This is a genomic window from Phenylobacterium aquaticum, from assembly GCF_022695515.1.
GTDB lineage: Bacteria > Pseudomonadota > Alphaproteobacteria > Caulobacterales > Caulobacteraceae > Phenylobacterium > Phenylobacterium aquaticum.
This window is the reverse complement of sequence record NZ_JALDPT010000009.1, coordinates 91,927-113,783: the sequence shown is the minus strand read 5'-3', so window position 1 is coordinate 113,783 and position 21,857 is coordinate 91,927. Positions and strand designations below refer to the sequence as shown.

At 69.6% G+C, this 21,857-nt stretch carries 27 protein-coding genes and 1 pseudogene; 10 read left to right on the top strand and 18 right to left on the bottom strand.

Annotated features, from left to right (window positions below):
• Nucleotides 1-756 (top strand): adenosylcobinamide-GDP ribazoletransferase, encoded by a 756-nt coding sequence (gene cobS / locus MQH10_RS08950; RefSeq protein ID WP_242563717.1) that lies wholly within the window; start codon nt 1-3, stop codon nt 754-756.
• On the opposite strand, the gene MQH10_RS08945 is transcribed toward cobS, so the two are convergent.
• Nucleotides 753-1,679, bottom strand: a complete 927-nt coding sequence (locus MQH10_RS08945; protein ID WP_242563716.1) for a hypothetical protein — start codon at nt 1,677-1,679, stop codon at nt 753-755. The two genes, cobS and MQH10_RS08945, sit on opposite strands and share 4 nt — an antisense overlap.
• Nucleotides 1,680-1,969: 290 nt before the next feature.
• On the opposite strand from MQH10_RS08945, the gene MQH10_RS08940 reads away from it, so the two are divergent.
• Nucleotides 1,970-2,356, top strand: a complete 387-nt coding sequence (locus tag MQH10_RS08940) for a VOC family protein (RefSeq protein ID WP_242563715.1) — start codon at nt 1,970-1,972, stop codon at nt 2,354-2,356.
• A gap of 7 nt (nt 2,357-2,363) precedes the next feature.
• On the opposite strand, the gene MQH10_RS08935 is transcribed toward MQH10_RS08940, so the two are convergent.
• From MQH10_RS08935 to MQH10_RS08925, 3 genes are all read right to left on the bottom strand, one after another.
• Complete coding sequence (locus MQH10_RS08935) at nt 2,364-5,024, bottom strand: bifunctional acetate--CoA ligase family protein/GNAT family N-acetyltransferase (protein ID WP_242563714.1); 2,661 nt, start codon at nt 5,022-5,024, stop codon at nt 2,364-2,366.
• Nucleotides 5,025-5,070: 46 nt separating this feature from the next.
• Entirely contained in the window at nt 5,071-5,313 is a 243-nt protein-coding gene (locus MQH10_RS08930; protein ID WP_242563713.1) for a hypothetical protein, read from the bottom strand.
• Nucleotides 5,314-5,401: 88 nt separating this feature from the next.
• Nucleotides 5,402-5,644, bottom strand: coding sequence for a DUF6356 family protein (locus MQH10_RS08925; RefSeq protein WP_242563712.1), 243 nt, complete (start codon nt 5,642-5,644; stop codon nt 5,402-5,404).
• Between the two features lie 117 nt (nt 5,645-5,761).
• Here MQH10_RS08925 and MQH10_RS08920 point away from each other — a divergent pair, with 117 nt between their 5' ends.
• The gene (locus MQH10_RS08920; protein ID WP_242563711.1) at nt 5,762-6,223 is read left to right on the top strand and encodes an Lrp/AsnC family transcriptional regulator; all 462 of its coding nucleotides are present in this window, start codon (nt 5,762-5,764) and stop codon (nt 6,221-6,223) included.
• A 148-nt stretch (nt 6,224-6,371) separates the two neighbouring features.
• Nucleotides 6,372-6,983 (top strand): sensor histidine kinase, encoded by a 612-nt coding sequence (locus MQH10_RS08915; protein ID WP_242563710.1) that lies wholly within the window; start codon nt 6,372-6,374, stop codon nt 6,981-6,983.
• On the opposite strand, the gene MQH10_RS08910 is transcribed toward MQH10_RS08915, so the two are convergent.
• From MQH10_RS08910 to MQH10_RS26775, 4 genes are all read right to left on the bottom strand, one after another.
• Nucleotides 6,980-7,474, bottom strand: a complete 495-nt coding sequence (locus tag MQH10_RS08910) for a pyridoxamine 5'-phosphate oxidase family protein (protein WP_242563709.1) — start codon at nt 7,472-7,474, stop codon at nt 6,980-6,982. The genes MQH10_RS08915 and MQH10_RS08910 overlap by 4 nt on opposite strands.
• Before the next feature lie 81 nt (nt 7,475-7,555).
• Entirely contained in the window at nt 7,556-8,035 is a 480-nt protein-coding gene (gene greA / locus MQH10_RS08905) for a transcription elongation factor GreA (RefSeq protein WP_242563708.1), read from the bottom strand.
• 80 nt (nt 8,036-8,115) lie between these two features.
• Nucleotides 8,116-8,718, bottom strand: coding sequence for a LysR substrate-binding domain-containing protein (locus MQH10_RS08900; protein WP_336605065.1), 603 nt, complete (start codon nt 8,716-8,718; stop codon nt 8,116-8,118).
• Between the two features lie 86 nt (nt 8,719-8,804).
• A complete protein-coding gene (locus MQH10_RS26775; protein ID WP_336605064.1) occupies nt 8,805-8,990 on the bottom strand; it encodes a LysR family transcriptional regulator in 186 nt (61 codons plus the stop codon).
• Nucleotides 8,991-9,092: 102 nt separating this feature from the next.
• Between MQH10_RS26775 and bla the strand changes: the two genes are divergently transcribed.
• Entirely contained in the window at nt 9,093-10,004 is a 912-nt protein-coding gene (gene bla / locus MQH10_RS08895; protein ID WP_242563707.1) for a class A beta-lactamase, read from the top strand.
• Nucleotides 10,005-10,124: 120 nt separating this feature from the next.
• On the opposite strand, the pseudogene MQH10_RS27045 reads toward bla, so the two are convergent.
• Nucleotides 10,125-10,349 (bottom strand): annotated as a pseudogene (locus tag MQH10_RS27045) (GFA family protein); the annotation flags it as partial.
• Between the two features lie 193 nt (nt 10,350-10,542).
• Here MQH10_RS27045 and MQH10_RS08885 point away from each other — a divergent pair.
• A complete protein-coding gene (locus MQH10_RS08885) occupies nt 10,543-10,935 on the top strand; it encodes a group II truncated hemoglobin (RefSeq protein ID WP_242563705.1) in 393 nt (130 codons plus the stop codon).
• A gap of 3 nt (nt 10,936-10,938) precedes the next feature.
• Here the strand turns inward: MQH10_RS08885 and MQH10_RS08880 are convergent, their stop codons facing one another.
• Nucleotides 10,939-11,373 (bottom strand): PaaI family thioesterase, encoded by a 435-nt coding sequence (locus tag MQH10_RS08880; protein ID WP_242563704.1) that lies wholly within the window; start codon nt 11,371-11,373, stop codon nt 10,939-10,941.
• Between the two features lie 92 nt (nt 11,374-11,465).
• On the bottom strand, nt 11,466-12,248 hold the full coding sequence (locus MQH10_RS08875) for an EAL domain-containing protein (RefSeq protein WP_242563703.1): 783 nt from the start codon (nt 12,246-12,248) through the stop codon (nt 11,466-11,468).
• Nucleotides 12,249-12,449: 201 nt separating this feature from the next.
• Between MQH10_RS08875 and MQH10_RS08870 the strand changes: the two genes are divergently transcribed.
• The gene (locus MQH10_RS08870) at nt 12,450-12,644 is read left to right on the top strand and encodes a hypothetical protein (protein ID WP_242563702.1); all 195 of its coding nucleotides are present in this window, start codon (nt 12,450-12,452) and stop codon (nt 12,642-12,644) included.
• Between the two features lie 56 nt (nt 12,645-12,700).
• Here the strand turns inward: MQH10_RS08870 and MQH10_RS08865 are convergent, their stop codons facing one another.
• The gene (locus MQH10_RS08865; protein WP_242563701.1) at nt 12,701-13,399 is read right to left on the bottom strand and encodes a terminase small subunit-like protein; all 699 of its coding nucleotides are present in this window, start codon (nt 13,397-13,399) and stop codon (nt 12,701-12,703) included.
• 177 nt (nt 13,400-13,576) lie between these two features.
• Here MQH10_RS08865 and MQH10_RS08860 point away from each other — a divergent pair, with 177 nt between their 5' ends.
• Genes MQH10_RS08860 through MQH10_RS08850 form a run of 3 tightly spaced genes read left to right on the top strand, consistent with a single transcriptional unit; the run spans nt 13,577 to nt 15,079 of the window.
• On the top strand, nt 13,577-14,266 hold the full coding sequence (locus tag MQH10_RS08860; RefSeq protein ID WP_242563700.1) for a TonB family protein: 690 nt from the start codon (nt 13,577-13,579) through the stop codon (nt 14,264-14,266).
• An 11-nt stretch (nt 14,267-14,277) separates the two neighbouring features.
• Nucleotides 14,278-14,487 (top strand): hypothetical protein, encoded by a 210-nt coding sequence (locus tag MQH10_RS08855; protein ID WP_242563699.1) that lies wholly within the window; start codon nt 14,278-14,280, stop codon nt 14,485-14,487.
• A complete protein-coding gene (locus MQH10_RS08850; RefSeq protein ID WP_242563698.1) occupies nt 14,480-15,079 on the top strand; it encodes a hypothetical protein in 600 nt (199 codons plus the stop codon). The genes MQH10_RS08855 and MQH10_RS08850 overlap by 8 nt, the downstream gene beginning before the upstream one ends.
• A gap of 185 nt (nt 15,080-15,264) precedes the next feature.
• On the opposite strand, the gene MQH10_RS08845 is transcribed toward MQH10_RS08850, so the two are convergent.
• From MQH10_RS08845 to MQH10_RS08820, 6 genes are all read right to left on the bottom strand, one after another.
• Nucleotides 15,265-16,392, bottom strand: coding sequence for an acyl-CoA dehydrogenase family protein (locus tag MQH10_RS08845; protein WP_272886814.1), 1,128 nt, complete (start codon nt 16,390-16,392; stop codon nt 15,265-15,267).
• Nucleotides 16,393-16,495: 103 nt separating this feature from the next.
• A complete protein-coding gene (locus MQH10_RS08840; RefSeq protein WP_242563696.1) occupies nt 16,496-17,530 on the bottom strand; it encodes an acyl-CoA dehydrogenase family protein in 1,035 nt (344 codons plus the stop codon).
• Nucleotides 17,464-17,703 (bottom strand): hypothetical protein, encoded by a 240-nt coding sequence (locus tag MQH10_RS08835; RefSeq protein WP_242563695.1) that lies wholly within the window; start codon nt 17,701-17,703, stop codon nt 17,464-17,466. The genes MQH10_RS08840 and MQH10_RS08835 overlap by 67 nt, the downstream gene beginning before the upstream one ends.
• Before the next feature lie 220 nt (nt 17,704-17,923).
• Nucleotides 17,924-19,135, bottom strand: coding sequence for an acyl-CoA dehydrogenase family protein (locus MQH10_RS08830; protein WP_242563694.1), 1,212 nt, complete (start codon nt 19,133-19,135; stop codon nt 17,924-17,926).
• A 70-nt stretch (nt 19,136-19,205) separates the two neighbouring features.
• Nucleotides 19,206-20,417, bottom strand: a complete 1,212-nt coding sequence (locus MQH10_RS08825; RefSeq protein WP_242563693.1) for an acyl-CoA dehydrogenase family protein — start codon at nt 20,415-20,417, stop codon at nt 19,206-19,208.
• A 91-nt stretch (nt 20,418-20,508) separates the two neighbouring features.
• On the bottom strand, nt 20,509-21,732 hold the full coding sequence (locus tag MQH10_RS08820) for an acyl-CoA dehydrogenase family protein (RefSeq protein ID WP_242563692.1): 1,224 nt from the start codon (nt 21,730-21,732) through the stop codon (nt 20,509-20,511).
• Nucleotides 21,733-21,857: the final 125 nt, after the last annotated feature.

The window sequence follows — 21,857 nt, the reverse complement described above, 5'->3', positions numbered from 1 at the left end:
ATGGGCCAGCTGCGGCTCGTCCTCTGCGCGGTCCAGTTCCTGACCCGGCTGCCGACCCCGGCGATCCGCGACTTCCGGCCCGAGATGATCTCCCGCTCGGCGCGCTACTTCCCCCTGGTCGGGGTCCTGGTCGGGGGGATCTGCGGCCTGGTCCTGATCGGCGCCGACCGGCTGTGGAGCGGCGTCCTGCCGGCCCTGCTGGCGGTCGGCGTAGGCGTGCTGGTCACCGGCGCCTTCCATGAGGACGGCCTGGCCGATACCTGCGACGGGCTGGGCGGCGGCGGCGATCCGGCCCGCCGCCTGGCGATCATGAAGGACAGCCGCATCGGGACCTATGGCGCCCTGGGGCTCGGTCTTGTCCTGGCGGCCAAGGTCGCCGGCCTCGCCAGCCTCCCGGCCGGTCCCGCCGCCCTGACCCTGATCGCGGCCCACGCCGGCGGCCGCGCAGCTTCCGTCTGCGCCATGAAAGGGCTCGCCTATGTGGGCGACCTGGAGGTGTCCAAGTGGAAGCCCGCTCCGGTCGGCGTCACCGGGGTCGAACTGGCGATCGCCCTGCTGTTCGGGCTCGCCCCGCTGGGCCTCCTGCCTGTCGCGGGCGCGGCCTGGGGGCTCGGGCTCGGCGGAGCCCTGGCGCTGGCCCTGGCCCTGACCGCGAAACGCCTGCTGGGCGGCTATGTCGGCGATGTGCTGGGCGCCGTCGAACAGGTCTTCGAGCTGGGCTTCGTGCTCGGTGTCGCCGCCTGGGTCCGGGGCTAGACCCGCAGCTCCAGATCCATGCCGGCCTGGGTCAGGTTGTCGGCCAGCCGGCAGGTCTCCACGATCGTGGCGCCGAGATAGTCGTCCGACTGGGGATGGGTCTTGAGGTCGTTGGACAGCCGGATCTTGCCGTCCGGGGCCTTGGCGCAGAGCCCCGCGGCGATCAGCTTGGCCACGTGCCGGCGGGTCGTCTCATAGGGCAGGTTCAGCTGGCGGGCCGCGGCGAACACGCTGGCGGTCGGAAACGGATTGGTCCCGCCCATCACCGGATGCTGCTCGGTGATCGCCTGCAGCAGGGCCAGGAACACCAGGGTGGTCACCAGGTCGTGGCTGACCGCCTCGCTGGAGATCCGCAGGAAGGTCAGGAAATATTCCGTGGTCAGGCGCGAGATCTGCCGGCGCATGGTCCCGGTGGACAGCGGCAGTACCTTGCTCTCGGCGTCCGCGCCGTTCAGTTGGCGGAAGAAGCGCCGGGTGCGGAGCTCGTTGCGGTTCACCACCTCGGACACCTCCGGCCCGAGCAGCGCGCGGGTCGGCACGATCAGGCCCTGATCCTGGGCCCGCTCCACCAGGCCGCTGTCGATGAGCTTGTGCAGATGCCGCCGCGCCGTCTCGTAGGACAGGTGATAGGTGCGGGCCAGGCTGTAGAGGCTCACCGGGCGACGCTCCGAATCCGGCGGCGCCCCGCCGCCCAGCCGTTCGGCGAGTTCGGGATCGTGGGTGATGTGGCGGATATTGGCGTGCAGGGTCGCCATGAACAGCAGGGTCGAGACATGGTCGGCGTCGATGGCGCCGGCCACCAGGTTCACGCAATCCAGGACGAATTCCCGCGCCAGCCGGGCGATCTCGAAGTCGCCGATCGGAAGCGAAAGGGCTTGCTTCCGCGCCGCGCCGCCCTCGCCGCCACCCGCATCATATCGCACGAATGAGTACTCCGATGGAGGCGAGGCGCGGCGCAGGCCGCGCCGAGCAGGGGCTCAAATCCGCAAGAAAAGCAGGGTTAATCACTATCTATAGTTGCCGATCGGGCCAAGCGCGCTCGTCTGCGGCCAACGGACGCGCCTTGCCAGAGGGATTTACACGCCGGTCCGGCGCCATTCCGTCGCTCCAAAATCACGTCGTGGGACGCGCAACCTTCCGCGAGGTTACGAGGTCGACCCGCGCCCGGATGCAGGATCGCGACCCGCGGACCGCAAGCCGGTAGGGTGGCGGGATGATTCAGCGCTTCGCCCTCGCCACCCTGCTGGTCGCCGACTATGACGCGGCCATCGCCTTCTATGTCGACGCGGTGGGCTTCGCCCTGTCGCGCGACGAGGACATGGGGGGCGGCAAGCGCTGGGTTGTGGTGACCACGCCGGCCGGCGCCGGGCTGCTGCTCGCCCGCGCCTCCGACGAGCGCCAGGCCGCGCGGGTCGGCGACCAGACCGGCGGCCGCGTGGCCTTCTTCCTGGAGACTGACGACTTCGCCGCCGACCATGCCCGGATGACCGCCGCCGGTGTACGGTTCCTGGAGCCGCCCCGCGCGGAGCCCTACGGAACCGTCGCGGTGTTCGAGGACCCTTACGGCAACCGCTGGGACCTCATCGAGCCCAAGGGGTAACGGCCCCCTAGAGGGCCTTTTCCACCTTCACCCGCGCCGGGTCCTCGGCGGTGTGGCGGATGAAGCCCAGGGTGTCGGCCAGCTGCAGCATCTTCGGATTGTCGCGGGCGACATCGCCCCAAAGCCGCTTCAGCCCCTTGGCGCGGGCGTGGGTGATCAGGGCGGCGAGCAGCTCACGGCCCAGGCCGTGATGATGGTGATCGGTGCGCACCATCAGGGCGAACTCGGCCGTCTCGCCCTCCGGGTCGCCGGCGATGCGGCCCACCCCGACCACCTCGCCCTGGGCGGTCTCGGCGACCAGGGCCATCTCGCGATCATAGTCGATCTGCGACAGCCGGGCGGCCCAGCTCTGCGGCAGGTGCTGGAAGCCCGAGCGGAAGCGAAGGCGCACGTCCTCGGCGCTGGAGCGGTCGACCATCTCGATCAGCCGGGGTGCGTCCTGCGGCCGGATGGGCCGGACGGTCAGGGTCTCGCCGTCCAAGGTCAGGTCGCGGGTCAGGCCCTGGGGATAGGGGCCGATCGCCGTCCGCGCCGGAACCGCCTCGGGCGCGGCCAGGCGGATGCGGGCGTCGAGCGCGAGCACGCCGGCGTCGTCGGCCAGCAGGGGATTGATGTCCAGCTCGGCGATCTGCGGCAGCTCGACGGCCAGCCGGGCCAGGCGGATCAGCACCTCGGCCACGGCCGCGAGATCGGCCGGCGGGCGGTCCCGATAGCCGGCCAGCAGCTTGGCGACCCGGGTGCGGGAGATCATGTCGCGGGCCAGCACGTCGTCCAGCGGCGGCAGACCCACCGTGCGGTCGGCCAGGATCTCGACCCCGATCCCGCCCTGGCCGAACAGGATCACCGGCCCGAAGGTCGGATCCTGGGCGATGCCGGCCAGCAGCTCCTGGGCCTTGGGCCGGCGGATCATGGGCTGCAGGACGAAGCCGTCGATGCGGGCCTCGGGCACGGCCTTGCGCACCCGCTCCAGCATCTGGCCCGCGGCCAGCTCGACGGCCGCGGCGCCCTCAAGGTTCAGCATCACCCCGCCGGAATCGCTCTTGTGGCTGATGTCCTTGGACAGGATCTTGAGGGCGACCGGTCCGCCGAGCGCCTCGGCCGCCTGTCCGGCCTCCAGCGCGGTCGCCGCCTTGCGGCTCTCCACCACCGGCACCCCATAGGCGGCGAGAACCTGACGGGCCTCGGGGTCAGTAAGGTCGCGGCGGCCTTCGGCCCGTGCGGTGTCCAGCACCTGGCGCGCCAGCTCCGGCGCGGGCGGGGCGAGATCGCCGACCGCGGGCACGCGCAGCAGCAGTTCCTGACCGCGGCGATGCTCGACCAGGTGCATGAAGGCGCGCACCGCCTCGTCCGGCGTCTCCTGCACCGGCAGGCCGGCGGCGGCCAGCACCCGGCGCCCGGGCTCCACCGCGGTCTGGCCGAGCCAGGCGGTCAGAACCGGCTTGCCGGACCTCGCCTTCACCACCGCCTCGACCACGGCTTGCGCCGCCTCGGTGGAGGAGGCGACGGCGGTGGGGCAGTTCATCACCAGGATCGCGTCAGCCTCTGGCTCGGCCAGCAGGGCCTCCATCGCCTTGCCATAGAGCGCCGGCTTGGCGTCGCCGAGGATGTCGGCGGGGTTCCCGTGGCTCCAATTGGCCGGCGCCACGGCGTTCAGGGCCGCGACCGTTCCCGGCGACAGCTGGGCCAGCCGTCCGCCCCGGGCCTCCAGGGCGTCGGTCGCCATCACCCCGGCGCCGCCGCCATTGGTCAGTATGGCCAGCCGGTCGCCGCGGGCGGTCAGGCCGGCGCCCAGGGTCTGGACCGCCTCGAACAGTTCGCGCAGCTCGCCGACCCGCAGCAGGCCCGCCCGGCGGAAGGCGGCGTCATAGACCGCGTCCGATCCGGCGAGCGCCCCGGTATGTGAGAAGGCCGCCTTGGCGCCGGCCGCGCTGCGCCCCGTCTTGACGACCACCACGGGCTTGTTTCGCGAGGCGATCCGGGCGGCGGTCATGAATTTCCGCGCGTCGCGGATGCTCTCGACATAGAGCAGGATCGCCTGGGTGGCGGCGTCGAGCGCCAGATAGTCCAGCAGGTCCCCGAAATCGACATCGGCGGCGTCGCCGATCGTGACGATGTGCGAGAAGCCGATCCCCTGGGCGTGGGCCCAGTCGATGGCCGCGGCGGCCACAGCGCCCGACTGGGCGACCAGGGCGATCCGGCCCGCGGCCGGGGTCAGGTGGGCGAAGCTGGCGTTGATCCCGTGGGCCGGCGAGATGAAGCCCAGGCAGTTGGGGCCGATGATCCGCAACAGGTGCGGTCGTGCCGCCTGCAGCATCTCGGTCTTCAGCCGCGGCCCGTCCTCGCCCGCGTCGGCGCCGAAGCCGGTGGAGATCACCACCGCGGCCCGGCAGCCGCGCTGGCCCAGCTCGGCGATCAGGCCGGGAATGGTCGGCGCGGGCGTGGCGATCACCGCCAGGTCCGGGGCGACGGGCAGGTCGGCGACGCTGGCATAGGCCATGGCCGAGCGGATCGCGCCCTCGTGCGGATTGACCGGCAGGACCGGCCCCGCGAACCCGCTTTCCAGCAGGTTGCGGGCCAGCACCGAGCCCACCGAGCCTGGCCGGTTGCTCGCCCCGATCAGGGCGATGGCGCGCGGTTCGAACAGGGCGTCGAGATTACGGGTGGTCATGGGGAAGGACTACGCCCTCTGATACGCAGGATCGTGACGGCTGGGCTCAGTCGTTGACGGGATAGGGCGAGATGGGGGCGGTCTTCTCGCCGAGCTTCTCCAGCGTCTCCAGCACGGGGCCGGGATCGCCGGGGACCTCGACCGACGCGGCGGGCGCATGGATGTCGTCGCGGGCACGGCGGCGTGGCCAGAAACGGGTCAGGGCCTTGAGCCCGGCGCCCATCAGGGCGGCAAGCTCGCCCAGGCCCCTCAAGGGGCCGGTCTTGGCGGATGGGTCGGTAGGGTTCACGCGCCCGGCCTCCTCGGCGGTCGATGACGTGTCACCCTATCACGGCTTCGCCGCCTTGACGTTGGTCAAGGCCGGCGGCGTTTCACGATCAGGCGTTCACGGCGTCCCGCGCCGGGCCATGGGCCGGCACGCGGCCCCGAGCGGCCATGCGGCCATAGAGGCGCTGGACGCAGTCGCTCGCCGTCCGCTCGAAGGCGAAGGGGAAGATGGCGTGGATCAGGCAGGCGAAGCCGGCGGCGATCATCGGCCAGGCGTAGCTGGAGGCGGCGCTCAGATGCTCGCCATAGGTCTCGCCGACGGCGTGCGGATGACGGGTGAAGGCGTCGATCATGGCGGTCCCCTGCGACTGAGGACCTGATGATGCGGCGGGATCGCGAGAACGACATTATCGATTTTGTCGTCAGATCGCTTTAATAGAGAAGATTATTCTCTCATATGGCCGGTTCGCATGAACGATAGTCTCGATCCCATCGATCGCCGCATCCTGCGCGAGCTGCAGGCCGACGCTACGATCTCCATCGCCGACTTGGCCGAGCGGGTCGGCCTGTCCCAGACACCCTGCTGGAAGCGGGTCAAGCGCCTGACCGACGAGGGGGTGATCGAGCGCCGGGTCGCCCTCCTGGACCGCGACAAGCTCGACCTCGGCCTGGTGGTGTTCGTCGCCGTCCGGGCGGCGCGGCATGATGAGGAGTGGCTGAACGCCTTCGCCCGCGGCGCCGCCAGCCTGCCGGAGGTGGTGGAGTTCTACCGGATGAGTGGCGAGACCGACTATCTGCTCAAGGTCATCGTCCGCGACATCGCCGCCTATGACCGCTTCTACAAGCGCCTGATCGCCACGGCCCCCCTGGGCGACGTCTCCTCCTCCTTCGCCATGGAGCAGATCAAGTTCACCACAGCCTTGCCGCTCTAGGCGGCGCCGCCCCAGCTCAGGTGGCGCCGTTGACTTGGATCAACCAGGGGCTTGGTTGTTGCGGATAGGGGATGGGGACGATAACCACGTTCCCGATTTGCGCAGGCGGCGAGGCCGCGGCCAGGTCGGAACCGAGGGGGTTATGGCGATGAGCGACGACCGGGGCGGCAGAGGGGGTGATCCGACCTCGGAGCTGCGCCATCGCACCGCCAACATCTTCCAGTTGCTCGGCGCCCTGGCGCGGATGCGCAGCCAGAGGGCCGGCAATCCTGAGGCCGCCCGCCAGCTGCTGTGGGTCGCCGACGCGATCGGCTCGCTCGGCGCGCTGGAGCGGCATCGCACCGGCGGCGGCGTCGATCTGGGCGGCTATCTCAACGAGATGACCCCGGTCTGGCGTCGGCGTCATGGCGCACACGCGGCCCAGATCGAGGTGCTGGCCGGCCAGGTGATCGTCCCGGACTCCATGGCCTCGACCCTGGCCCTGATCGCCCAGGAGCTGATCGGCAATGCGCTCGCCCACGGCTATCCCAACGGCGGTCCCGGCCGGATCGAGGTTGGCTTGGGCCCGCGCCCCGACGGCCGCACCGAACTGGTGGTGGCCGACGACGGGGTCGGGTTCGACCCCGCCGCGCCGGCCAACGCCGATCGCTTCGGCCTGTGGATCGTCCGCAGCCTGGCGACCCAGGTTCGTGGCGAGTTCGATCTCGCCACCCAGGGGGGCGTGACCGCCCGGCTGACCTTCGCCGGCCTGCCGAACTAGTGGAAGTTGAGGCTCGCCCGGCCGCCGAGCTCCGGCGGCTGGTGGGTGGCGTTGGCCTTGGCGATCTCCCAGACGAACCGCACGGGGCCGGCCTCGGACAGCCAGACCTGCGCCTCGTCGCAGCTCAGGCACAGCATGGTCAGGCTCGGATCCTGCCGGCCTTGCGGATACCAGGCGGCGACCACGGCGTTCCAATAGCGGTCGATCCGGTCCGGATCGAATTGCAGGGTCAGGTCGCCGGTGATCACCGCCTGCAGCGCCTTGGTCTGGACGATGAAATTGGCGCGGCGGCCCTCGCCGATCATCTTCGACAGTTCGGTGTCGGACCGGGTGAAGAACCAGATCTGATTGACGTCGCGTTCCAGGAACGCGGTCATGGGCTGGGTCTGGCGGGGGCTGCCGTCGATCCCCAGCATCCCGGTCTGGTGGTCCTCAAGTTCGGACCAGAGCCGGCGTTCGACGGCGGCGAGATCTCGGGTGTCGGTGCTCATGGGGAGGCTCCTGCGGTGACTGGACTGCCACCCCTAACCGGCGAGCCCCGCCAGCCGTTCCAGCCTTGACCGCAGGTCGGATCACGCCAGGGCGGTGACCTCGACCTCCTGGCCGGCCAGGGTCGCGGTGTCGCCGACGCTCTTGCCCAGCAGGGCGCGGGCGAGCGGGGAGACATAGGAGACCGCCCCCTTGGCCGGATCGGCCTCGTCCTCGCCGACGATGCGATAGGTCGAGACCCGCCCGTCCTCGCGCTCAAAGGTGACGGTCCCGCCGAACACCACCTTGTCCGGGGCGGCCGAGGTTTCCATCAGCTGGGCGCTGGCGCGGCGGGCGGAATAGTAGCGCAGGTCGCGGGTGGCGCGGGCCATGGCGGTGCGGTCGGCGCTGATCCCGCCCTCGGCCTGGGCCGCGGCATAGGCCGCCCGCGCCTCGGCGAGCGCGGCGTCCAGCTCGGCCAGACCCTTGGCCGTGACCAGGTTGGGATGCGCGGAGATCGGCCGGTCGGGCAGGTTCGCGGCCTGGGCCTCGCTGTCCTCTTCCTTGGTGAAGGCGACGCTCAAGGGACTGCTCCGTAGGCGGCCGGACTGGCCGTCGCCTAAGACATAGGGCGGGGCGGGCGGCTTGCCGAGCCCCGGCGCGCCTATTCCTGCGGGCGGGCCTGCGCCTGCAGCCAAGCCAGGAAGGCGGTCAGGCCGGGGCTGGGCGCCCGCGATTTCAGCCAGGTCAGCCAATAGGCGCCCGTGGCGACCTCGGTGGCGAACGGCTGGACCAGCCGCCCGCCGGCCAGCGCCCGCTGGAACATGGCGACGGGAACCAGGGCCGCGCCCACGCCCTGTTCCGCGGCCTCGGCCATCAGCCAGGAGGAATCGAACACCGGACCCTTGAGGGTCGGGCAGGCCTCGCCGGCGGCGGCGAACCAGTTGGGCCAGTCGTCGGCGCGATAGGATCTGAGCAGGGTCTCGCGGCCCAGGTCCGTCGGCCGGGCCAGGCGCTCGGCCATGGCCGGGGCGCACAGGACCCCCAGGGGCGCGTCGAACAGCCGGGCCGCCTCGGTCCCGTGCCAGGCCCCGTCGCCGAAGCGGATGGCGCAGTCCAGCCCCTCGCCGGCCAGGTCGACGCGATTGTTGTGGGTCGACAGCCGCAGGTCGACAAAGGGGCTGTCGGCCCGGAACCGCTCCAGCCGCGGCAAGAGCCAGCCCACCGCGAAGGTGCCCAGCGCCCCCACGGACAAGACCTCGCGCACCTGGCCGCCCTCGAACCGCTCGATCGCCTGTTCCAGCCGTCCGAACGCCTCGCGCAGGCTGGGCAGCAGGGCCTGGCCCTCGTCGGTCAGGGCCAGGCCCCGGGCAGCCGGCGGAACAGGGTCGCCCCCAGCCTCTGCTCCAGCCCCTTCACCTGGTGGCTCACCGCCGCCTGGGTGACCGACAGCTCCAGCCCGGCGCGGGTGAAGCTCAGATGCCGGGCCGAGGCCTCGAAGGCGCGCAGGGCATTGAGCGGCAGGTGGACGCGGGACATGGCTTCAGACCCAAATTTTCCTAGGGACTCGCCTGATCTATCATCGTTTGCGCGCAGGCGGCGCCCCGGCCAGGATCGCCGGCGTCTGGAGCGGAGAATGTCATGGTCGGGCGGCGCAATCTGATGATGGGCTTGGCCCTGACCGGGGTCGGTCTGGCGGCCGGCGGCGGTCGCCAGGGGCTGGAGTGGCTGGCCCGCGCCCAGTCGGCGACCCCAAAAACCTTAACGGATCCGACCCGCCTGTTGGCCCAGCTCGAGTCCCGCTCGACCGGCCGCCTGGGCGTGGCCGTGCTGGATCTGGAAACGGGGCGCCGCTACAGCTTTCGCGGCGACGAGCGCTTCCCCATGTGCAGCGTCTTCAAGTGGACCCTGGCGGCCTGCGTCCTGGCCCGCGTCGACAAAGGCCAAGAGGATCTAGGGCGACGGATCGTCTTCGAGCGCACCGACCTGCAGCCCCATTCGCCGGGAACCGAGGGCCATGTCGGCCTGCCGGGCCTGACCATCGCCGCCCTGTGCGAGGCGGCCATTACCCTCAGCGACAACGCCGCCGCCAATCTGCTGCTCAAGACCGTGGGCGGCCCCGCGGGCCTGACCGCCTGGCTGCGGGGCCAGGGCGACAAGGTCACCCGCCTGGACCGCTGGGAGACCGCGCTGAACTCGGCGATTCCCGGCGACGCCCGCGACACCACCAGCCCCGACGCCATGGTCTATCTGCTCAACCGCCTGACCCAGGGCCAGGCCCTGTCGCCGGCGTCCCGCACCCGGCTGAACGCCTGGCTGACGGCCAACACCACGGGCGATGCGCGGCTGCGCGCCGGCCTGCCCGCGGGCTGGCAGGTCGGGGACAAGACCGGATCGGGCGACCGCGCCACGACCAACGATGTCGCGGTGATCACCCCGCCGGGGCGACGGCCCCTGCTGGTCGCGGCCTTCCTGACCGGCGGGCCGGCGTCCAACGACGCGCGCAACGCCATCCTCGCCGATGTCGCCCGGGTGGTCGCCGCGGCGGTCTAGATCAGCCCGGCGCGCGGGGATCTGCGGCACGCCCTCGGCCACCAGGTGATAGGGCCGGGCGTCCTTCATCCAGATGGCCATCTGCGGGCCCTCGAACTGGCTCTGGTCGTCCAGGGTTCCGATCTTCAGGATCACCATGGCCGGGTTCTGCGGCACGCGGCTGGTGATCGGCGTCCCGCAGGTCCCGCAGAACTCGCGGGTCACCGGCTGGTCCAGGTCCGTGCGGGTGAACCGGGCCGGCTCGCCCTTCACATATTTGAACCCGTCGGCGCCCAGCACCATGAACAGGTTCGGCCCGCCGCCGGAGATGTACTGGCACTCGCGGCAGAGGCACTGGCCGCGCATCATGGCCGGCCCCTGCGCCTCATAGCGCACCGCGCCGCAATAGCATCCGCCCGTCAGTGTCATGGATCCCTCCCGAGGAATTGCAGGCCGCCATCGCGCGCCCGCGCCCTGGGGGAAGTCAAGCCGCCTTGCGCTGGATCAAGGCCGCCCCGCCCGGCGTCCGCCAGCCTGCCCGGCCACAGCGGAGATCCTCATGAGCGTCGAGACCACTGAAGCCCTGCCCTTTGATCGCATCGGCGGACGGGCGGCCATCCGCCGGGTGGTCAACCGCTTCTACGACCTCATGGACAGCGATCCGGCCTATCAGGCCCTGCGCGACCTGCACGCCCCCGACCTCGGGCCCATGCGCCTGTCCCTGACCGACTTCCTGATGGGCTGGCTGGGTGGTCCGCGCGACTGGTTCGAGGCTCGCCCCGGCGTCTGCATGATGAAGGCGCACAATGGCGTGGTGGTCACCGCCGACACCGCCCGCCAGTGGCGCGACGCCATGGCCCGCGCCTTCGCCGACACCGGCGTCGACCCCGGCCTCGCTGGCGAGATCAATCAGGTCTTCGGCCGCATGACCGAGGCCCTGCGGCGGGATTGAACCCTATTCCGCGGACGCCCTGGCCCGCGCCTCGACCTGGGCGCGGGGCATCAGGCGGATGGTGGAGGAGCCCTTGGCCAGCACCTGGCCGGCGGCGTTTTTCAGCTGGCCCTCGACAAAGGCCGTCGACTTGCCCCGCCGCTCGATCCAACCCTCGGCGAACACCGGGCCCGGTCCGGCGGGGGCGAAGAAGCTGACCTTAAGCTCCAGGGACATGGGCGTCACCTCGGCGCCGGCCTCGCCCATCACCGCGTGCGCCATGGCCGCGTCGATCCAGCCGCAGACGAAGCCGCCCTGGACCACCCCGCCCGAGTGGCACATGTGCGGGCCCGCCAGATATTCGATCACCGCGCGGCCGCCGCCCATCTCGACGATCCGCACCTGACCCAGGGTGTTGTGCAGTTCCTGGGCGTTGTCGCCGATGCGGTCGTCGCTCATCTGATCCTGGCCTTTCCGGTTACCCGCCTTCCCTAGTCGGGGGATCGGCGGATGGGAAGGCGGCTCAGGCCTGGCGGCTCAAGCTTGGCGGCTCAAGCCTGGCGGCGCATGGGCGCGGCGTCCAGGCGCACCACCGGCAGGGCCTCGAAGGCCGGCTTGGCGAACAGATAGCCCTGGATGTAGCGCACCCCGATCTCCCGCAGGGCGGCGAGCTCGCCCTGCGTCTCGATCCCCTCGGCGATCACCGTGATCCCCAGCTCGACGCACATGCGCACGACCCCGGCCACGATCACCCGCCGCGCCAGGCTGGAATCCAGGTCGCGGATCAGCTCCATGTCCAGCTTGATGATGTCCGGCTGGAACCGGGCCAGCAGGTTCAGCCCCGCATGACCGGCGCCGAAATCGTCCAGCGCCGTGCCGAAGCCCATCTCGTGATAGCTGGCGACGATATTGGCCACGTGGGTCGGGTCGACCATCTGCTCGTTCTCGGTGAACTCGAAGATCAGCCGGTCGGTGGGAAAGGCGCAGGCCGCCGCCGTCGCCAGGGTCAGCTGGATGCAGGCCTTGGGCGAATAGACCGCATTGGGCAGGAAGTTGATCGACAGCCGGCCGGGCGTGTCCAGCAGGCCGGCGCGGGCCGCGGTCTGGATCGCCTTCACCCGGCACTGCTGGTCGAAGGCGTAGCGATTGGCCTCGGTCACCTGGTCCAGCACCCAGCCGGCCCCCTGGCCTTGGGCGCCGCGCACCAGGGCCTCGAAGGCGAAGGGCTGGCCGGTCTCGACGTCCATGATCGGCTGGAAGGCCATGGACACCTCTAGGTCGAAGGCCGCGCCGTCGCGGCATCCGGGGCAGGGGGTCTTACGCTGATCGCTCATTACGCCTGGGTCCATGGAACGCGCCGCCATCCTGGGTGGCGAGGCGTTAAGGGACGGTGGTGTGGACAGAATGTCGCAGCCCCGCCGCCGCCCCGGCTGTTGCGCCGCCGACACCGCCGGCCACATCCGGGCCCGCCCGCGCCCTATTGCCGCCCCCTTGGGCCCTCAGCCTGTGTGTGGGGCCGAGACGGGAGTACCGACATGGCGAATTTGAGCGAGACCTTCGAACCCGACCGCCGCCCGGATGGCGCGGTCGCCCTCCACTTCACCCCGGCCGAATGGCGCCACCTGCTGGAGGACCCCAGCTTCCTCAGCCAGGACGACAACCGCTATCTCGCCCCCCGCCGCCTGATGGGCGTGCCCGTCGCCATCGTGCCGGACCACCGCTGGGGGTGAGGGCGGTTCGGCGCTCCCCGCGGGGGAGGCGCTTGCGGGGCGGCAGGTCCCACCGCTCACCACCCCGTCCGATAGACCTTCGGCGTCAGCCGCCCGATCCGCCCTTCGATCTGGGCGATCCGGGCCTCAGCGATCGACGCTGTGTCGGGGGTGGCCGTCACGGCCACGGCGTCGGCGCGCAGGGCCAGGCCGATCCGCTGTTCGGCCCGGGCCTGGAGATAGGCCTCGCGAAACGCCGCGTGCTGGCGCAGCCAGGTATAGACCTGCTTGACCGACGGCATGCCCGGACGTGCGGTGATGGTCTTGAGCGACCCGCCCGCGATGATGGCGCGACAGAACCGCTGGGCCAGGGCGGGGCTGTAGCCGCTGCGCCGGCCCGCCCCCCAGTCGCGCGGGACCCGCCGGTCCTCCCAGATGCGCGACACCCGATCCTCCCACGCCTGGTCGGCCGCCCGCGCATCGGCCTCGTCCCGCTCCTCCAGCCGCGCCGCGGCCACCTTCTGGCGCACCCGGACATAGAGGTTGGCGAAGTCGGCGTGCAGCTTCAGCCAGTGATAGATGGTGGCGTAGGACGGCATGTCCGGATCCGCCGCGATCTGGCGCATGGTCATGCCCGCCGCCACCCGCTGACAGATGATTTGGCCGATCCGCGGCTGATACTGGCTCGGCTTCCATCCGCCCGTGTGATCCATCCCCGGAACCGACCGCGCCCACTGCGGCATCTCGGCCATGGGATCGTAGTCGGCAGGGATCATGGCGGGGCCCGTGCGGCGCGCCACGCGGGGTGTGGTGCGGGGGCGATTAGATCATGAGATGGGTGAGAACAAAAACGGAACTTGCGGCATTGTCTCAGGCGACCTGAGCGCCGTCGTCCAGCCGGTTTGACAGCAACCTCGCCGAGCATCACCCTTCCATTACGAAGGGGACGCGCCATGACCAGACATCTGCCGAGGCTCGCCCTCCTGAGCATCCTCGTCTCGGCCGCCGGCGCCGCTGGCGCAGCGCCGGTGAACAAGCCGGTCTGGGACGCCCTGCCCAGCAATGAGGACGTGCTGGCGGTCTATCCGGCCGCCGCCAAGGCCAATGATCTCAGCGGCCGCGCCAAGATCACCTGCACGGTCACCGCGGCCGGGCGGCTGGATGGCTGCGGCGTGGTCTCGGAGGAGCCGGCCGGCGCCGGGTTCGGGGCCGCGGCGCTCGCCCTGGCCGGCAAGTTCAGCCTGGAGCCCCACTGGGCCGACGGCCGCTCGGCGGTGGGGGCGGCCCTGACCCTGCCGTTCCGCTTCGAGCCGCCCGAGCTGCGCGCGCCGGAACTGAAGTTCCAGCGCAGGGCCAGCTATGGCGGCCTGGGCGACGCGGGTCCCTATTATCCGGACGACGCCGCCCGCCGCCACCTCACGGGCTTGGTGGTGATGGATTGCGACCTCGCCGCCGATGGCGCGCTCAGCGCCTGCGTCGTCCGCTCCGAGACCCCGGAAGGCTACGACTTCGACGCCGCAGCCCTGCGCATGGCCGGCGCCAAATGGATGACCGCCGTCCCCCGTCTCGTCGACGGCCAGCCCTTGGCCCTGGAGCGCGTGCGGGTGACGGTGAAGTTCGGCGGGACCTGGATCGGGAAGTAGGGGGAAATTCCGTGACGCGACAAGTCATGCGCCACGTAGGCGTTTTCTGCCTGCTCCTGGCCCTGGGCGGCGGACTGGGCTGGGCGTTCCTGCCGCTTCGCTACAGCGTCGGCGTGGCGCTCCTCGCAGCGGTGGTGCTCTTCATGGCTTATCTGGGCGTAAGCGCGGTCTTGGCGTCGCGCAGGCCACTCTCGCCGTCGAAGGGGGATCCCAATGAATAGGCGCGCATTGATCGCGGGCGTCGGGACTGCCCTCCTGGCCCTGACCGGCTTGGTGGGCTCGGCCCAGGCTGCTCCGGGCGACGACGACCTCGGTGATGGCAAGGTCTATACCGGCCTGGCCAAGCTGTTCGCCGACCTCTTGGGCTCGGTCGAACAGATCGCCGCGCCGATCGACAGGGCGCGGCTGAGGCGCGCTCTCGCCGACCTCGACGACACCCTGATAGACCTCCTGACCGACAAGCGGACCGTCGCCGCCGACCTGGGCGCCCAGACCTGCTCGGGGCTGGTCGACTTGCGGATCTCACTCAAGGCGGCGCAGCACATCCAAGAACTGATGGCGCCGCTACGGACCCGGACCAAGGACCTCGCCACCGCCATCACCCCGCCCGCCCTCAAGGCCCAGGCCAGCGCCTTGGCGGACAGCCTGTCGGGCGTCACGGCGGGCAAGCCCGTATGGGTGTTCAATGTGGGATCATATTGCACGATGACGACCGCCGGCCGTGCGGCCTTCCTCGCCCAGGTCACCCGCTCCGCGGTTCAGGTCGCGGCCAGCCGCCAGGATTTGGCGAAGCTGATCGCGGGGCTGGGCTAAGGCGCGCCGGGGACCCCATCTCAGTCCTCGCTGCTTTCGTGCCGATCCGTATCCAAGGGCATCGGATTGGAAGCGCCGCTAGTCTCCAAAGAAAAACCCCTCCGACGTCGCCGCCGAAGGGGTTGTCCTAGCTCTCAATCCAACCCTTCGCCCCCAGGATCACCCGGGACGACGGATCAGCGGTCTCAGTAGCCCTGGATCCGCGCGTAGCGGTCGCGGTGGTAGGACTGGCTGCCGAAGGTGGCCTCGGCGGCGCGGGCGCGCTTCAGATAGAAGCCCGCGTCGTGGGCGTCGGTCATGCCGATGCCGCCGTGCATCTGGACCATTTCGTTCGACACCAGGTGGAAGGTGTCGCCCATCTTGGCCTTGGCCAGGCTGACCAGTTCCGGCACGTCCGGGCTGTCGGCGTCGATCGCCTGCAGGGCGGCTTCGACGGCCGAGCGGGCCAGTTCGAGGTCGGTGAACATCTTGGCCGCGCGGTGCTGCAGGGCCTGGAAGGAGCCGATCACCTGGCCGAACTGCACGCGGACCTTGAGGTAGTCGAGCGTGGTTTCGAAGGCCTGGACGGCGGCGCCGAGCATTTCGGCGCAGACGCCGGCGCGGGCGCGATCCAGGGTCTTTTCCAGGACCGGATAGCCCTTGCCTTCTTCGCCGAGCAGTTCGCCGGCCGCGCCGTTGAACTCGACGTTCGAGGCGCCGCGGCTGTCGGCCAGCTTCAGGTTCTGCTTGGTGACGCCGGCGTCGTCGGCCTTCACCAGGAACAGGCTGATGCCGTCCTTGTCGCCCGCGCCGCCCGAGGTGCGGGCCGAGACGATGAACAGGCCGGCGGCCGGGCCTTCGAGCACGAAGGTCTTCTTGCCGGTGATCTTATAGCCCGCGCCGGCCTTTTCGGCCTTGGTCGCGACCTTTTCAGGGGCGTGGTGCGCGCCTTCGTCCACGGCGAGCGTGGCGACCAGCGAGCCGTCGGCGATCTTGGGCAGCCATTCGCCCTTCTGGGCGTCGTTGCCGCCCAGGATCAGGGCCGAGGCCGCGGCCAGGCCGGAGGCCAGCAGCGGGGAGGCGGTGAGCGTGCGGCCCATTTCTTCCAGGATCAGGCCCAGCGACAGGTAGCCGAAGTTCGAGCCGCCGAAGTCTTCCGGGATGATGACCCCGGCCCAGCCCATTTCCGCCTGCTCGTTCCAGGCGTCGGCGTCGTAGCCCAGCGGCGTGCCGCTATCGCGCATCTTGCGGAACGCGGTCACCGGGCTCTTTTCCTGCACCCAGCTCTTCGCGGCGTCGCGGAGCATGCTTTGTTCTTCGTTCAGAACAGCCATTTGTCTCTAGTCCCTATGAATTCTCGAAGTGTTTGTTACGCGAAGGCCGTTCGCCCCTGTGGTCGCCGACCTTAATCGGCTGACCCTAGGGGCGCCCAAGGCCCTAGTTGTTCTGAGTGAGGTCCGGCAGGCCCAGGATCCGCTTGGAGATGATGTTGTTCTGCACCTCCTGGCTGCCGCCATAGATCGTGGTGGCCTTGCCGCCCAGCCAGCCGCGAACGGCGCCCAGTTCCTCGGCGGTGAAGGTGTCGCCTTCCCAGCCCAGGCCCTGGTGACCCATGATCTCGAGCGTCAGCTCGGCCTTGTCCTGCATCCAGCGGGTGCCGGCGTTCTTCATGATCGAGGTGGCGGCGGACGGGCCGGAATTGCCCTTGGCCTCCTGCATGGCGCGCACGGCGGTCTGCTGGAAGGCGCGACCGTCGATCTCGTTCATGATGATGCGGGTGCGCAGGTCCGAATCCGACAGACGGCCGTCGGCGTCCTCGCCCACATAGTCCTTGGCCAGCTTCGGCAGCGGCTTGGCCGCCCCGAACCCGCCGCCGCCGCCCGCGCCGGACAGGCCAGAACGCTCGTGCTGCAGCAGGCGCTTGGCGATGGTCCAGCCGCCGTTCAACGGGCCAACCAGATCCTTCTTCAGCGCCTTGGCGTCGGTCAGGAAGGTTTCGCAGAAGGGCGAGTTGCCGGCGATCAGCTTGATCGGCCGCACTTCGACACCCGGCTGGCGCATGGTGAAGAGGACGAAGGAAATGCCTTCATGCTTCTTCGAGGTGTCGGTCCGCACGAGGCAGAAGCACCAGTCGGCGTATTGGGCGCCCGACGTCCAGATTTTCTGGCCGTTGATCAGGTAATGATCGCCCTTGTCCTCGGCCCGCGTCTGAAGGGAGGCCAGGTCAGAACCGGCGCCCGGTTCCGAGAACCCTTGGCACCATTGCAGATCACCGCGGCAGATCGGCGGGATGTGCTCCATCTTCTGATCTTCGGTGCCGTACTCCAGAAGAGTCGGGCCGAACATCATGACGCCCATGCCGCCGATGGGGTTATAGGCCCCGGCGCGGGCGAATTCCTGCTGGATCACCCGGGCTTCCGCCGAGGACAGGCCGCCGCCGCCATAGGCGCCGGCCAGGTGGGGGTGCCCCAACCCTTGGCGCCCACCGCCTTGCGCCAGGCTTCCTGGTCGGCGCTGGGGGTCGCGCGCTCCTCGCGCATCATCGGGTTCGGACGGCCCTTGAGCGCGGCCGGGAAGTTGGCCTCGACCCATCCGCGCACTTCGCCGCGGAAGGCCTCGAGGTCCGTGCCTCCAAAGTCAGCCATGAAAAGTCTCCATTGAAAAATCGTCGGTTCAAAAACTCGTCCCCTTCTCCCCTTGAGGGAGAAGGTGTCGGCGAAGCCGACGGATGAGGGGTCTTGCTCCGTCATCCGCGCTTCTGGTCGGTCCGTCGGAGGGGCTTGCGAAACCCCTCATCCGACCCCCTTCGGGGGCCACCTTCTCCCGCAAGGGGAGAAGGGAAACCTTAGCCGCGTCGTACCTCTCCTAATGGCTCTGGGTCAGATCGGGCAGACCCAGGATGCGCTTCGAGATGATGTTGTTCTGCACCTCGTTGGACCCCCCATAGATCGAACCCGCCTTGCCGGAAAGCCAGGCGCGCACCGCGGCCAACTCCTCGGCCGTGAAATCGCCGCCCTCCCAGCCCAGGCCCTGGGCGCCCATGAACTCCAGCGTCAGCTCGGCCCGGTCCTGGGCGACCTTCATATTGGCGTTCTTCATGATCGAGGTGGCGGCGGACGGGCCGGAATTGCCCTTGGCCTCCAGGGCCGCGCGCGCCACGGTCTGCTGCAGGGCGCGCTGGTCGATCTCGTTCAGGATGATGCGGGTGCGCAGGTCCGAGTCGGCCAGCCGGCCGGCGGCGTCCTCGCCCACATACTTCTTGGCCACGACGCCCAGCGCCGGCTCCTTGGTCTTGGACGAGCCCATGCGGCCGCCCATGCCCGAGCGCTCGTGCTGCAGCAGGCGCTTGGCCACGCTCCAGCCGCCGTTCAGCGGGCCGATCAGGTTCTCCTTCGGCACCTTCACGTCGGTGAAGAAGGTCTCGCAGAAGGGCGAATTGCCGGCGATCAGGCGGATGGGGCGAACCTCGACCCCCGGCTGATGCATCGAGAACACCACGAAGGAGATGCCCTCGTGCTTCTTGGTGGTGTCGGTGCGGACCAGGCAGAAGATCATGTCGGCGTACTGGCCGCCGCTCGTCCAAATTTTCGAGCCGTTTACGAGGAAGTGGTCGCCCTTGTCCTCAGCCTTGGTCTGCAGCGAGGCGAGGTCGGAGCCGGCGCCCGGTTCGGAGAAGCCCTGGCACCAGCGCACCTTACCGGTGGCGATGTCGGGGATGTATTTCTGCTTCTGCTCTTCCGTGCCGTATTCCAGCAGGGTCGGGCCGAACATGTTGACGCCCATGCCGACGATCGGATTGACGGCGCCGATGGCGGCCATCTCCTGGGCCAGGACGCGGGCCTCGGCCGGCGACAGCCCGCCGCCGCCCAGCGACTTCGGCCAGGTGGGAACGCCCCAGCCCTTGGCGCCCATGCGCTCTTTCCAGACGGCGTGGTCGCCCTCCGGCTTGGCCGGGCTCATCACCAGGGCTTCCAGGGCGGCCTTGTCGGCGCCGAGCGACTTGGGGAAATTGGCGGCGAGCCACTCGCGCGCCTCGGCGCGAAACGCGTCGGTATCGACGCCTCCGAAATCAGCCATAAAAATTCTCCCTAAAATTCATTATGTTATGAGGCATTATAACACGAATTCCGCCCGGTAGGAGTCCCCGCTATTTCGGATCCGGGAGGCCGAGGACCCGCTTGGAGACCACGTTCAGATTGATCTCCGAGGTGCCGCCCTCGATGGAGTTGCCCTTGGAGCGCAGCCAGGTGCGGACGGCGGCCAGCTCGGCCGGGGAATAGCCCTCGCCGGTCCAGCCCGTGCCGGCCGTACCCAGGGCTTCGACGATCAGTTCGTTGCGGTCCTGGGCGATCTTGGCCCCGGCGTATTTCATGATCGAGGTGGCGGCCGAGGGGCCGTTGCCGGCCTTGGCCTCGTCGGCGGCGCGGCGCACGGTCAGCTGGAAGGCGCGGGCCTCCATCTGGTGCTCGATGACCCGGCGGCGCAGGTCGGCGTCGGCCAGCCGGCCGTGCTCGTCCAGGCCCACATAGTCCTTGGCCGCCTGCTCGACGGTCAGCGCGAAGACCGGCGCCCCGATCGAGCCGCCGCCCAGGCCGGCCGAAATGTTGTCGCGCTCGAACTGCAGCAGCCGCTTGGCCACGGTCCAGCCGCCGTTCAGCGGACCGAACAGCTGGTCCTTCGGCACCTTCACGTCGGTGAAGAAGGTTTCGCAGAAGGGCGAGGTGCCGTTGATCAGCAGGATAGGCCGGACCTCGACGCCCGGCGTGGTCATGTCGATCAGCACGAAGGAAATGCCCTCGTGCTTCTTCGAGGAGTCCGTGCGGACCAGGCAGAAGCACCAGTCGGCGAGATTGGCGCCGCTGGTCCAAATTTTCGAGCCGTTTACGAGCCAGTGGTCGCCCTTGTCCTCGCACTTGGTCTGCAGGGACGCCAGGTCGGAGCCCGAGCCCGGCTCGGAATAGCCCTGGCACCAGCGGACCGTGCCGTTGATGATGCCGGGCAGGTGCTGGCGCTTCAGCGCCTCGGTCCCGTACTCGATGAGCGTCGGGCCGAACATCATCACGCCCATGCCGCCGATCGGGTTGCGGGCGCCGATCTTGGCCATTTCCTCGGCCAGGACCCGGGCGTTCTGCCGCGACAGGCCGCCGCCGCCATATTCCGCCGGCCAGGTGGGCACGCCCCAGCCCTTGGCGCCCATGGCCTCGCGCCACTGCTTGGCGTGGGGGCTTTCCTTGCCGCCGCCCATGGCCGCCAGCTGGGCGGCGGGATCATTGGCCAGTTCCTCGGGGAAGTTGGCCTCAAGCCAGGTGCGGGCCTCCTCGCGGAAGGCCTCGGTGTCGGCGCCGCCGAAATCAGCCATGGAAATTCGCCTTCAGTCAGAAATGGGTCGAACGAACACTAGGGTCTGTGGACGCCGCCCGCCAAAATTTCGGGCGGCGCCGGATCGCAGTCTATTTCGGATCGGGCAGGCCCAGCACGCGCTTGGCCACCACATTGATGTTCACCTCGGACGTGCCGCCCTCGATGGAATTGCCCTTGGACCGCAGCCAGCCGCGGACGGCGGTGGTCTCCAGGCCGGTGTAGTTGGAGCCTTCCCAGCCGAGCCCTTGGGACCCCATGGACTCGACCATGAGCTCCGAGCGTTCCTGGGCGAAAGAGGCGGCCGCATACTTGATGATCGAGGTCGCCGCGCTCGGGCCGTTGGAGGCCTTGGCCTCGGCGGCCGTCCGCTGGATCGTCATGAACAGGGTGCGGAAGTCCATGTTGTTCTTGGTGATCCGGGTGCGCAGGTCGGCGTCGGCCAGGGCGCCGGTCTCGTCGGTTCCCAGATAGTCCTTGGCGATCGAGCCGAGGTCGCCCGCCGCGCCGCCGGCCCCGCCGCCGCCGCCGAAGCCGCCGGAGATGTTCTGGCGCTCATACTGCAGCAGCCGCTTGGCGATCTCCCAACCGCCGTTGATCTTGCCGATCAGATTGCCCTTCGGCACCTTCACGTCGGTGAAGAAGGTCTCGCAGAAGGGGCTCTCGCCGGAGATCAGCTGGATCGGGCGGGTCTCGACGCCGGGCGTGGTCATGTCGATCAGCACGAAGGAAATGCCCTCGTGCTTCTTCGAGGTGTCGGTGCGGACCAGGCAGAAGCACCAGTCGGCCTTGTTGGCGTAGGACGTCCAGATTTTTTGGCCGTTTATGAGCCAGTGGTCGCCCTTGTCCTCGCACTTGGTCTGCAGGCTCGCGAGGTCGGACCCCGCGCCCGGTTCCGAATAGCCCTGGCACCAGCGGAAATCGCCGTTGATGATCTTGGGCAGATGCTCCTTCTTCTGGGCCTCGTTGCCGTATTCCAGCAGGACGGGGCCCAGCATCCAGATGCCGAAGGAGGCGAGCGGCTGGCGGTACTTGCCGGCGGCGAGCTCCTGATCCAGCACGCGGGCCTGGGCCGGGGTGAGGCCCGCGCCGCCATATTCGGTCGGCCAGGTGGGGGCGGTGTAGCCCTTGGCCGCCGCGGCGCGCATCCAGACCGTCTGGGGGTCGTTGGAGCCGGCGAAGGCGCGGCCGCCCCAGATGGCTTCCGGGTCGGTCTTGGCCTTGGGATCGCGCAGCTCCGCGGGATAATTGGCTTCAAGCCAGCCGCGCACTTCGCCCCGGAATGCGTCGAGGTCGCCGCCGCCGAAGTCGGCCATGGAATTCTCCCGTCTGGAATAGGCTTTTCGGGCGCCACATTAGCGTCGGGCGCCCCAAGAGCAAGGAAAACGAACGCTTGTTTGACCTACGCGCAGGCGGTGGTCGCGGATGCGATCCGCCTGTA